Below are 11,469 nucleotides of genomic sequence, written 5' to 3'. Positions count from 1 at the left end.
TTCCGCCTGCTGGTAGCGCAGCGGCTCCAGCCAGCCCTTGTTGCCCACCGGGACTATTTCATAGAGCGCGGTGACCGTATGGCCCGCGCCGATCTCGCCGGCATCGACCTTGTCGTTACTGAAGTCTTCGCGCTTCAGCGCGCGGTTTTCATAGCCGAGCAGGCGGTACTCGCTGACCTGGGCCGGGTTGAACTCGACCTGGATCTTCACGTCCTTGGCCACCGTCGCCAGGGTCGAGCCGAGCTGATCGACCAGCACCTTGCGCGCCTCGCGCAGGTTGTCGATATAGGCGTAATTGCCATCGCCGGCATCGGCCAGTTGCTCCATCAACCGCTCGTTATAGTTGCCGGTGCCGAAGCCCAGGGTGGTCAGGGAAACTCCGCTCTTGCGCTTGTCGGCCGCCAGTTGTTTGAGCGTCTCGAAGTCGCTGATGCCGACGTTAAAGTCGCCGTCGGTGGCCAGCAGGATGCGGTTGATGCCGCCCTTGATAAAGCCCTGCTGCGCCTGCTGATAGGCCAGCTGAATGCCCGACTCGCCAGCCGTCGAACCGCCAGCGCTGAGCCGATCGATAGCCGCGCGGATTCTCGCCTTGTCGCTGCCCGCGGTCGGCTCCAGCACCACGTGGGAGGAACCGGCATAGACCACCAGGGACACCTTGTCCTCGGCGCGCAATTGCTCGACCAGCAATTTCAGGGTGCTCTGCACCAGCGGCAACCCTTCGCGCCTGTCCATCGAGCCGGAAACATCCACCAGAAACACCAGATTGGCCGGCGGCAACTGCGCAACCCGTATATCGGATGCCTTGATCGCGATGCGCAGCAGCCGGCTTTGCGGATTCCACGGCGTTACCGCCAACTCGGTACCGACGCCAAAGGGCGTATCGCCGCTCGGCAGCGGATAGGCATAGGGGAAGTAATTGACCAACTCCTCCAGGCGCACCGCCTCGGCCGGCGGCAACTGGCCCTGGTTGAGAAAGCGCCGCACGTTGGCGTAGCTGCCGGTGTCGACATCGATGCTGAAGGTCGACACCGGCGCTTCGGCCACGGCGTGGATCGGGTTGTCGGCCAGTTTCTGGTACTGCTCGCGGTATTGCTCGCGGTACGCCGGCGGCAGATGATCGACCATAGGCGCACCAGGCTGGCTCGCCGCCGACAGCGAAGCGGTGGCGGCATGACGCTGCAACTCGGCTTTTTTCGCCCGTGCTGAGGCCTGGGACTGCTCAAGGACCGCGACGGGCTCTCGCTGATCGGCAACATGGCTCTGCGGCGGCTCCGGCTGAGCGGCGTTGCAGGCGACCAGGGTCAGCAGCAGGCTAGCGGCAAACCCCTGCCGCACGGGTTGTGGATGTAACGCCTGAATCCTCGACATGACACATCTCCTTGGGGCGAAAAAGCTCTTCGCCCTGGTAGACGCAACGCCTTACCGATTCGGGTTAATCGCGAGGTCATTCAGCTACTCGCCGTCGCCTCCTGACACAACTGGCTGGCCAGCATGCCCAGGGTCATCAGGGCCCGCTCGGCCTCGCGGTTCCAGGGGATGCCGCAATTGAGGCGCACGCAGTGGTTGAACTGCTCGGTGTTGCTGAAGATCAGCCCCGGCGCGATGCTGATGCCCTGCTGCAGGGCGCGCACGTGCAAGTCCTTGGTGTTGACCCGCACCGGCAGGCTGATCCAGAGGATGAAGCCGCCGTTGGGCCGGGTCATCTGCGTGCCTTCGGGGAAGTACTGCTGGATCGCAAGCTGGAAGGCGCTGAGGTTCTTGCGGTACTCCTGGCGGATATAGCGCAGGTGGCGGTCGTAGCCGCCGTTCTCCAGATAGGCAGCCACCGCCATCTGCGTGACGCTACAGGCCGAGTGGGTGCTGAAGGTCTGCAGCCGCTGGATTTCCTCCTGGTATTTGCCGGCGATGATCCAGCCGATGCGCACCCCCGGTGACAGGGTCTTGGAGAAGCTCGAGCAATACAGCACCCGCCCTTCCCGATCATGCGACTTGAGCGCCTTGATCGGCCCTTGCTCGAACATCAGTTCGCCGTAGATGTCGTCCTCGACGATCTGGATATCGAAATCTCCGGCCAGGCGCAGCAACTGCTTCTGCCGCGGCTCGGGGATGCTACCGCCAAGCGGATTGCTCAAGCGTGCGGTCAGCACCAGCGCCTTGATCGGCCACTGGCTGGCCGCCAGTTGCAACGCCTCCAGGCTGATTCCCGTGGCTGGATCGCTGGGAATCTCGATGACTTTCAAGCCGAGCAGGTCGGCCAACTGCAGCAGCCCGTAATAGGTCGGCGACTCGGTGGCGATCAAATCTCCCGGTTTGGTCAGCACCCGCAGCGACATCTGCAAGGCGTCCACACAGCCGTGGGTGATCACCACCTCCGCGGGATCGACCACCACACCGGCATCGCGCATACGGATCGCCACCTGACGACGCAACGGCTCGAAACCGGGGCTGAACATATAGCTGAAGGCGCGCGGACTCTGAAAGCGGGTGACCTTGGCCAATTGCTGATGCAAGGCGCGCACCGGCAGGTAGTCGACATGCGGCACCGCCGCGCCGAGAGGGAATACCCCTTCACGGCGCGACTCGGTGAGGATCTGATTGATGATGCTGCTGCGCGTCACCAGGCTGGGACGCTCGACCCGGGCGATATCCGGGGTCGGCGCGGTCAGGGCCGGGGTTTGGTGCACGTAGAAACCGGATTGCGGACGCGCGCGGATCAGGCCCTGATCCTCCAGGTTGGCATAGGCCTGCAACACCGTGGCATGACTGACACTGAGCTGCGAGCTCATCTTGCGCACCGACGGCACCCGCTCTCCCGGCTGATAGACGCCGCGGCGGATGTCTTCCGCCAATTGCTGGGCGATACGCTGATAGAGCAACAGACTGGTCATGGCCGCCTCCCCGCTTTATTGAACCGTTACAATAACCAAACGCACCGAAAGTGCACCGGTACAGTTCCACATATTGTGGACGATACAGCGGCTATCCGCCAGCGACTGTATGGGATCAATTCACCAAGGAGGCAACTGTTATTGCAGCTGTTTGCACCCTGCAGGGCGAGTTTGAGGTTGTGAAAAAATCGAGCGCCGTTGCAGGGTGAGCCGGGCGGCGCTCCGCTTCAGCCCAGCGCCGCTAGCCGGGACCGTGGTGGGCCGAAGCCCACCCTACGTTGTGCCATGAACGCATAACGGGTACATAACCAACTTCGTAGCCGGATGCAATCCGGGAAGATCGTCGATGGCACAGGCGCGACATGCGCACGGCAGGCAGGGCTTGCGGCTGAGGCACGGCTCAGCGTGCCAAGCCCAGACGCCCCTGCTCGTCGGAGAACACGACCTCGACCCGGCGGTTTTGCGCCCGGCCCCTGGCCGAAGCGTTCTCCGCGACCGGAAAGCTCTCGCCATGGCCCTGTACTTCGATACGCGTGCTATCGATGCCCAGATCGATCAAGACATCGGCGACGGTTTGCGCCCGCGCGCGGGATAGCTCGAGGTTTTCCAGCTTGTCGCCACGGCTGTCGCTGTAGCCCTCGATGCGTACCACCCGGCGCGGGTTCAGTTGCAGGAACTGCACCAGCTTCAGCACCGCACGATTGGCCGAAGCGTTCAGATTGGCCTGCCCTGCATCGAACAGCACATCGCCCAGGGTCATCACCAAACCACGTTCGGTTTCGCTGGTTGCCAGGCTTACCATCTGCTCTTCCAGCCAGTTGCTCTGCTCCTGCACGCTGAGCAACTTGGCCTCACGCAGGTCCAGCTGCAGGCGCTGGCGCTCCAACTCGAGCTTGGTCGTCCGCTCCTGACTCAGGCTCAAGGCACTGTTTTGTCCGGCAATTTCGCTGTAACGCTGACTGAGGTAAGCGTAATGGCTAACGTCATCGGCACTGCCCCAGTAGCTCGACAAGCGATCTGCACGGGCCAACGATTCGCCCGCACGGATCACATCTTTCGGTGCACTGCGCAGCACATCGGAGTTTTCCTTGACCGCCTGAAAACTGCTGCGGGCCGTCTCGAGTGCCTCGCTGCTGCTCTGCTGCTGCGAGCCAGCACAACCACTCAACAACAATGTCAGCAGAGCGCCGCCCAACTGGATCCGAGCAGTCATCACAACGCCCCCAACTGCTGGCGCAGGCGACTGATCCGGCTATTCAGTTCGTTCAGCTGATCCTGACTCTTCTGGGTCAACACCCGGGCTTCAGCCAGGCGGGCATCCAGTTCGGCCTGCTCGGCAAGTACCCGCGCGTCCTTGAAGGCGTCACGCTGCATGGCAGATTGAGCCTGCCGCAACTTGGCCTCGGCCATCACCAGCTCGGCTATTTGCTCATCGGCACCCACCGCCCTGGCCTGAGCCAAGGCTTGCTCGGTGAGGCGCAACTGCTCGGTAGGCGCCGGATCGCTGGCGCAACCGGTCAAACCCAGCAGCACCGTTGCGGCACATGAAAATCGATTGATCACAAAAAACTTCCTACGGATTCGGGACGCTTGCGGGCTGCACCTGCTGCTCTTTCCAGCGCAACAGGTTGTGCTGCAGCAATGCTTCCGGCAGGCCGACAGCGACCGATTCTGTCATCTTTTTCGCCAGTTGTCCGCGTAGCCAGGGGTCGTTGCATGCCGAGTTATGCGACAGGGTCAGGTACAACCCATCGCTGGAAATAGGCGGATCCAATACCAGCAATTCCTCCTCGATGCCCTGCGCTTCGGCCTGTGCCAACCCCGGAAAACGCTCGGCGAGCACGTAATCGCTACGGCCCTGCAACAGCGTCTGAAAGGCCTGAGCCAGGCTGGACGCCGCCTCCAGGGTCAGGTTGGCCTTGGCATAGGCGTCGAACTGCTGACCGAAGCTGTTGTTCTCCAACGTGCCACCCGTACGCTCATGCAGGTCGGCCCAACTGGCGTAGGGAAACTCCGCGCCTTTACGCACCCAGACCACACTGGGGCTGAAGAAAAACGCCGGGTGCACATAATCCATGCTTTCCAGGCGCGGCAAGGTCAGAAAAGCACCGGCGAGCAAATCGACCCGACCCGCACGCACCTCGTCCTGGGCGCGAGACCTTGGCCCGGTGTAGATCACATCGATGACCAGACCCAACTCTTTGGCCAAATGCTTGAGCAAGTCGGCATTGGCCCCGATCAACTGCTGCGGATTCTGCGGATCACGCCACAAATAAGGCGGATAGTCGGGGTTGCCGGTGGCGACCAGGCGCTCGCACTTGCCGGCGCCTGCGCTCAGCCCCGGCAACAGCGCCATGCCAAGTAAAAGCAATACGGATTTCAACAAACCACGTTCGAGCATGGCGATTTCTCGGCTGAACTTGTGATGGACTTTCAGGGCATGGGAACACGGGTAAATGCCGGGTGCATGTTAGCTTACAACCGGCTCAATAATAATTCGCGATAAGGGCGCGCCATGAAAAAACTGATTCTCGGCTTGATCCTGTTGCTCGGCGGCTCCGCAGCGACGCTCTACCTCTGCCCCGCCGCGCTACTGGCCACGACGCAACTGGTCGCAATGCAGCAGGCGGATCTCGGCACCAAGCGGGTGACAGTCGGCGATCTTAGCATTCATTACTACCAGGGCGGCCCGAGCGCCGGCGAAACCATTCTGATGGTCCACGGTTTCGGTGCCAGCAAGGACAACTGGCTGCGTTTTGCCCGCTACTTCACCGACGACTACCGGGTGATCGCCCTGGACCTGCCTGGCTTTGGCGACAGCAGCCAGCCCTACGCCAGTTACGACGTCGGCACCCAAGCCGAGCGCCTCGCCGCGTTCACTCAAGCCTTGCAGATCGAAAAACTGCACCTGATCGGCAGCTCGATGGGTGGCCATATCAGCGCCCTGTATGCCGCACGCTATCCCGAGCACATCCTCTCGGTGGCGCTGCTCGCCAATGCCGGCATCGACTCGCCACAGAAAAGCGAGCTGATCGAGCGTCTCGAACGCGGCGAAGCCAACCCGCTGATCGTGAAAACAGCGCAACAGTTCGAGCAGCTGCTGGAGTTCATCTTCGTCGAAGTGCCAAGCATGCCCGAGCGCCTGAAGCAGGCGCTGGCGGAAAGAAGCATCGCCAACAGTACACATAACGAGCGGGTCTTCGACCAACTGGTCAGTCGTTATATTCCGCTCGAACCGGTACTGCCGAAGATCCAGGCGCCGACGCTGCTGCTATGGGGCGCCCAGGACAGGGTTCTGCATGTTTCCAGCGTCGAGGTCATGCGCCCGCTGCTACAACAGCCCAGCGTGGTGATCATGCAGAACTGCGGGCACGCGCCCATGCTCGAACGCCCCCGGGAAACCGCCGAGCATTACCAGGCATTCCTGGACAGGGTCGCAGCGGATCCTGAATAGAGCCAAATCGTACACAAGAAAAAACCCGCACGAGGCGGGTTTTTTCACGGAGCAAGGGAAGCCGGCTTACACCAGTTTCTCGAACTCCGGGATAGCGTCGAACAGATCCGCCACCAGGCCGTAGTCGGCCACCTGGAAGATCGGCGCCTCTTCGTCCTTGTTGATCGCGACGATCACCTTGGAGTCCTTCATGCCGGCCAGGTGCTGGATCGCGCCGGAGATACCGACGGCGATGTACAGCTGCGGCGCGACTATCTTGCCGGTCTGACCGACCTGCATGTCGTTCGGCACGAAACCGGCGTCGACCGCGGCGCGCGAGGCACCGACGGCGGCGCCGAGCTTGTCGGCCAGGGCATACAGATGCTTGAAGTTGTCGCCGTTCTGCATGCCGCGGCCGCCGGACACGACGATCTTGGCCGCGGTCAGTTCCGGACGATCGGACTTGGCCAGTTCTTCGCCGACGAACGCCGAGATGCCGGCGTCGGCGCCAACAGCCACAGCCTCAACGGCAGCGCTGCCGCCCTCGGCAGCGACCGGATCGAAACCGGTCGCGCGCACGGTGATCACCTTCACCGCCGCCGAAGACTGTACGGTGGCGATGGCGTTACCGGCATAGATCGGCCGCTTGAAGGTGTCGGCGCTTTCCACGGCGATGATCTCGGAGATCTGATCGACGTCCAGCGCAGCGGCAACCCGCGGCAGGATGTTCTTGCCGTTGCTGGTGGCGGCGGCCAGGATGTGGCTGTAGCCCTTGCCCAGTTCGGTTACCAAGGGTGCAACGTTTTCCGGCAACTGATAAGCGAATGCAGCGTTGTCGGCCACCAGGACCTTGGCCACGCCGGCGACTTTGGCAGCGGCGTCAGCCACTGCGCCACAGCCGCTACCGGCTACCAGCACATGGATATCACCACCGATGGCTTGGGCCGCGGCAATGGTATTCAGGGTGGCAGGCGCCAGGGCCGCGTTGGTGTGTTCTGCAACAACTAAGATAGCCATTTAGATTACCTTCGCTTCGTTCTTCAGTTTCTCGACCAGTTCCGCGACCGACTTGACCTTGATCCCGGCGCTGCGGGTAGCAGGCGCTTCGACTTTCAGGGTCTTGACGGTGGAAGTGGTGGCAACGCCCAGGGCTTCAGGGGTGAGCACTTCCAACGGCTTCTTCTTGGCCTTCATGATGTTCGGCAGGGAGGCGTAGCGCGGCTCGTTCAAGCGCAGGTCGGTGGTCACGATCGCCGGCAGGTTCAACGCCACAGTCTGCAGGCCGCCATCGACTTCGCGAGTCACGTTGACCTTGTCGCCAGCCACTTCCACCTTGGAGGCGAAGGTGCCTTGGGCGTAACCGCTCAGGGCGGCGAGCATCTGGCCAGTCTGGTTGTTGTCGCTGTCGATCGCCTGTTTGCCGAGGATCACCAGCTGCGGCTGCTCCTTGTCGACCACCGCTTTGAGCAGCTTGGCTACGGCCAGGGAATTCAGCTCGTCATTCGACTCGACCAGAATGGCGCGATCGGCGCCCAGGGCCAAAGCGGTACGCAGCTGCTCTTGAGCAGCAGTCGGACCGATCGACACCACGACGATTTCGCTGGCTACGCCTTTTTCTTTCAGGCGTACGGCTTCTTCCACGGCGATTTCGCAGAAGGGATTCATCGACATCTTGACGTTGGCAAGATCAACGCCGCTGTTGTCCGCCTTGACGCGAACCTTGACGTTGTAGTCGACCACTCGTTTGACAGCTACAAGAACCTTCATGGATTCCTCGTTACTCTCCGGTGAATAGGATGTCGCCAGAAGCGAACATGGCGGGTGATGCAGATCGGCCGGAACCGACCTTCAGCCCAGACGGCGAACGCAAAACCGCCCGTATCTTGACCGCACGACCTGACCGGGTCAATACAATGAGTCGGCCAGCCATCCGCGATGTAGTAGCATTCTAGCAGGACTACAGAATATTCAAACAAACGTTTGTATTGGCCCGCCGGGAGGGTGCAGATATAATGCGCCGGCATCGCCCAGGGAACGAGCCTGATCGTCAAATAAAATTAGAGAGCCTGAGTAGGAGATAGCCTGTGGAACGCGAGTTTATGGAATTCGACGTCGTCATCGTCGGCGCCGGCCCAGCCGGCTTGTCCGCCGCCTGCCGACTGAAGCAGAAAGCCGCCGAAGCGGGCAAGGAAATCAGCGTCTGCGTGGTCGAAAAAGGCTCCGAAGTGGGCGCCCACATTCTCTCCGGCGCGGTGTTCGAGCCGCGTGCGCTGAACGAACTGTTCCCCGACTGGAAGGAACTCGGCGCGCCGCTGAACACCCCGGTCAAGCGCGACGACATCTACTTGCTGAATAACGCGACAAAAGCCAGCCGAATCCCCGACCTGTTCGTGCCCAAGACCATGCACAACCAGGGCAACTACATCATCTCCCTGGGTAATCTGTGCCGCTGGCTGGCCCAGCAGGCCGAGAACCTGGGCGTGGAAATCTACCCCGGCTTCGCCGCACAGGAAGCACTGATCAACGACCAGGGCTCGGTCTACGGCATCCTTACCGGCGATCTGGGCGTGGATCGCGAAGGCAACCCGAAAGAGGGTTACTACACCCCCGGCATGGAGCTGCGCGCCAAGTACACCCTGTTCGCCGAAGGCTGCCGTGGCCATATCGGCAAGCAGTTGATCAAGAAGTACAACCTCGACAGCGAAGCAGACGCCCAGCATTACGGCATCGGCATCAAGGAAATCTGGGACGTTGACCCGGCCAAGCACGAGCAAGGCCTGGTGGTGCATACCGCCGGCTGGCCACTGTCGCTGGTTGACAGCGAAAACACCGGGGGTTCCTTCCTCTATCACCTGGAGAACAACCAGGTGGTGGTCGGCCTGATCGTCGACCTGTCCTACAGCAACCCGCACCTGTCGCCGTTCGACGAGTTCCAGCGCTATAAACACCACCCGGTGATCGCCCAGTACCTGGAAGGTGGCAAGCGCGTGTCCTATGGCGCCCGCGCCATCACCAAGGGCGGCCTGAATGCGTTACCGAAGATGGTGTTCAACGGTGGCGCGCTGATCGGTTGCGACCTCGGCACCCTCAACTTCGCCAAGATCAAGGGCAGCCACACCGCCATGAAGTCCGGCATGCTCGCCGCCGACGCCGTGGCCGACGCGCTGTTCGCCGGAAGCGAAGGCGGCGACCAACTCAACGCCTATGTCGAGACATTCAAGGCCAGCTGGCTGTACGACGAGCTGTTCCGCAGCCGCAACTTCGGCCCGGCCATCCACAAGTTCGGCGTACTCGGCGGCGGCGCCTTCAACTACCTCGACCAGAACCTGTTCGGCGGCAAGATTCCCTTCACCCTGCACGATACCAAGCCGGATTACGCCTGCCTGAAGCCGGCCGCCGAGGCGAAGAAGATCAGCTACCCGAAACCGGATGGCAAACTCAGCTTCGACAAGCTCAGCTCGGTATTCCTCTCCAACACCAACCATGAAGAGGAACAGCCCTGCCACCTGAAGCTCGCCGACCCGAGCATTCCGCTGACCAAGAACCTGCCGCTGTACGACGAACCGGCGCAACGCTACTGCCCGGCCGGCGTATACGAAATCGTCACCCTGGAAGACGGCGAGAAGAAGTTCCAGATCAACGCGCAGAACTGCGTGCACTGCAAGACCTGCGACATCAAGGATCCGGCCCAGAACATCAACTGGGTGGCCCCGGAAGGCGCCGGCGGGCCTAACTACCCCAATATGTAAGACGCAAAACAAAGGCTCCTTCGGGAGCCTTTTTCTTTGGCCCGCATGGTGCGCACGGCGCACCCTGCGATCTCGCCCTTATAGCCGAACCCTAGGGCTGCGGCCCGATCGGGAAGAACTGCCCGCTGCTCCACACCCCCAGCCACATCTGGCCATCGATCTCGCGCGGCACCGCCAGCTCGACCAGCTGATAGAACACGTTACGGTGGATCAGCGCCTCGAGGTTCGTGCGCACGTGCACATAGGGTGCCGGCTCCTGGGTCTGCGCATCCAGTTCGACCCGTAGCGGGTGCTCGGCGCCGGCAACGGCTTGCTCCTCGACATTGGTGGTGAAGCGCAGCACCTGCGCCTCGCCCTCGCCTTCCACCTGCAAACTGACGGCCACGAAGGGTGCATCGTCGACCTTGATGCCGACCTTCTCCACCGGAGTGACCAGGAAGTAGTCGTCGCCGTCGCGGCGGATGATGGTGGAGAACAGCTTGACCATGGGCTTGCGCCCGATCGGGGTGCCCATATAGAACCAGCTGCCGTCGCGGGCGATGCGCATGTCGATGTCGCCGCAAAAATCGGGGTTCCACAGGTGTACGGGCGGCAAGCCCTTGTTCTCGCCCTTGGGGATCTGCGCCAGCAGGTCGCCGGCTTTGCTTGGGTTCGTCATGCGAGTGTCCTTAGCGGCTCAGGCCAATCAGGCTGCGGGCATAATCGCGCAGCGGCGGGCCGAGCAAGTCTTCTGGTTTGGCATCATAGAACGTCAGGAAGCCGCCGCGGCTGCGAATCCGCGCGGTATCGACCAGATAACGGGTATTGGTCTCGATCAGCATCAACTGGATGACGCTACGGTCGGTGCCCAGCCGATCCAGTACCTGCTGGTCCGCCCACTCTTCCCCGGTGCCGATACGGTCATCGGCATAGGCGAAGCGGCTGTAGAGCAGATAATGCGCACCCGCCGCACGCGCCTGGCCCATGGCCTCCTCCAACCCGGCCGGGCTGCGCGCCCGGCGGACCAGCGGAAAATACTCGACGAAGCCCTTGAACGCCTCTTCCGCGACCACATTCGGCCGCGGATAGGCGGCGCCGGGCGGCACGAAGTGCCCCTGGACGATATAGATGAAGGAGTCCTGCTGCAGGCGCCGCGAGGCCATGCGCTCGGCTCGCCCATGATCGAGAAAACCGGCATCGCGCAAGTGATAGGTGGCGCCATCGGCCAGGTCGCTGACCTTCATGCAGCCACCCAAGACTAACAGCGCCAGGATTAACATCGGACTGCGCATCACTCTCCTCCCGTTGCCGGTGACGGAATACCGGCGGACAGGGCAGCAATGCAGGTTCCACGCCATCACAGGCCGCGCTGCCACTCCTGACGCAATCCGGCACCCTGCGGCTGTTCGATGGCGGCGCG

The 11,469-nt window shown here is 62.1% G+C and carries 11 protein-coding genes; 2 read left to right on the top strand and 9 right to left on the bottom strand.

Going from position 1 to position 11,469, the window contains the following annotated elements; genetic code table 11:
• The 5 genes from ABZE94_RS16135 to ABZE94_RS16115 all read right to left on the bottom strand — a co-directional run.
• Window positions 1-1,368 (bottom strand): von Willebrand factor type A domain-containing protein (locus ABZE94_RS16135; RefSeq protein WP_372876504.1); only part of this gene is annotated, 1,368 nt, incomplete at its 3' end.
• A gap of 80 nt (window positions 1,369-1,448) precedes the next feature.
• Window positions 1,449-2,888 carry a PLP-dependent aminotransferase family protein gene (locus tag ABZE94_RS16130; protein ID WP_372876503.1) on the bottom strand — a complete coding sequence of 480 codons (1,440 nt, stop codon included), beginning with the start codon at window positions 2,886-2,888 and terminating at the stop codon, window positions 1,449-1,451.
• 400 nt (window positions 2,889-3,288) lie between these two features.
• The gene (locus ABZE94_RS16125; protein WP_372876502.1) at window positions 3,289-4,101 is read right to left on the bottom strand and encodes an OmpA family protein; all 813 of its coding nucleotides are present in this window, start codon (window positions 4,099-4,101) and stop codon (window positions 3,289-3,291) included.
• Complete coding sequence (locus ABZE94_RS16120) at window positions 4,101-4,451, bottom strand: DUF4398 domain-containing protein (RefSeq protein ID WP_372876501.1); 351 nt, start codon at window positions 4,449-4,451, stop codon at window positions 4,101-4,103. The genes ABZE94_RS16125 and ABZE94_RS16120 overlap by 1 nt, the downstream gene beginning before the upstream one ends.
• Before the next feature lie 10 nt (window positions 4,452-4,461).
• Window positions 4,462-5,289, bottom strand: coding sequence for a substrate-binding periplasmic protein (locus ABZE94_RS16115; RefSeq protein WP_372876500.1), 828 nt, complete (start codon window positions 5,287-5,289; stop codon window positions 4,462-4,464).
• A 114-nt stretch (window positions 5,290-5,403) separates the two neighbouring features.
• Here ABZE94_RS16115 and ABZE94_RS16110 point away from each other — a divergent pair, with 114 nt between their 5' ends.
• A complete protein-coding gene (locus ABZE94_RS16110) occupies window positions 5,404-6,342 on the top strand; it encodes an alpha/beta fold hydrolase (RefSeq protein WP_372876499.1) in 939 nt (312 codons plus the stop codon).
• Between the two features lie 66 nt (window positions 6,343-6,408).
• Here ABZE94_RS16110 and ABZE94_RS16105 read toward each other — a convergent pair whose 3' ends face one another.
• A complete protein-coding gene (locus tag ABZE94_RS16105) occupies window positions 6,409-7,338 on the bottom strand; it encodes an electron transfer flavoprotein subunit alpha/FixB family protein (protein WP_372876498.1) in 930 nt (309 codons plus the stop codon).
• Entirely contained in the window at window positions 7,339-8,088 is a 750-nt protein-coding gene (locus tag ABZE94_RS16100) for an electron transfer flavoprotein subunit beta/FixA family protein (protein WP_372876497.1), read from the bottom strand.
• Between the two features lie 317 nt (window positions 8,089-8,405).
• Here ABZE94_RS16100 and ABZE94_RS16095 point away from each other — a divergent pair, with 317 nt between their 5' ends.
• Window positions 8,406-10,070, top strand: coding sequence for an electron transfer flavoprotein-ubiquinone oxidoreductase (locus ABZE94_RS16095; RefSeq protein WP_372876496.1), 1,665 nt, complete (start codon window positions 8,406-8,408; stop codon window positions 10,068-10,070).
• A 91-nt stretch (window positions 10,071-10,161) separates the two neighbouring features.
• Here ABZE94_RS16095 and ABZE94_RS16090 read toward each other — a convergent pair whose 3' ends face one another.
• Window positions 10,162-10,728 (bottom strand): DUF1285 domain-containing protein, encoded by a 567-nt coding sequence (locus ABZE94_RS16090; protein ID WP_372876495.1) that lies wholly within the window; start codon window positions 10,726-10,728, stop codon window positions 10,162-10,164.
• Window positions 10,729-10,738: 10 nt separating this feature from the next.
• The gene (locus ABZE94_RS16085) at window positions 10,739-11,341 is read right to left on the bottom strand and encodes a DUF4823 domain-containing protein (protein ID WP_372876494.1); all 603 of its coding nucleotides are present in this window, start codon (window positions 11,339-11,341) and stop codon (window positions 10,739-10,741) included.
• Window positions 11,342-11,469: the final 128 nt, after the last annotated feature.

The organism is Pseudomonas sp., assembly GCF_041601375.1.
Classification (GTDB): Bacteria; Pseudomonadota; Gammaproteobacteria; order Pseudomonadales; family Pseudomonadaceae; genus Aquipseudomonas.
The sequence above is the reverse complement of the archived record's forward strand: the minus strand, read 5'-3'. Positions and strand labels throughout refer to the sequence as shown.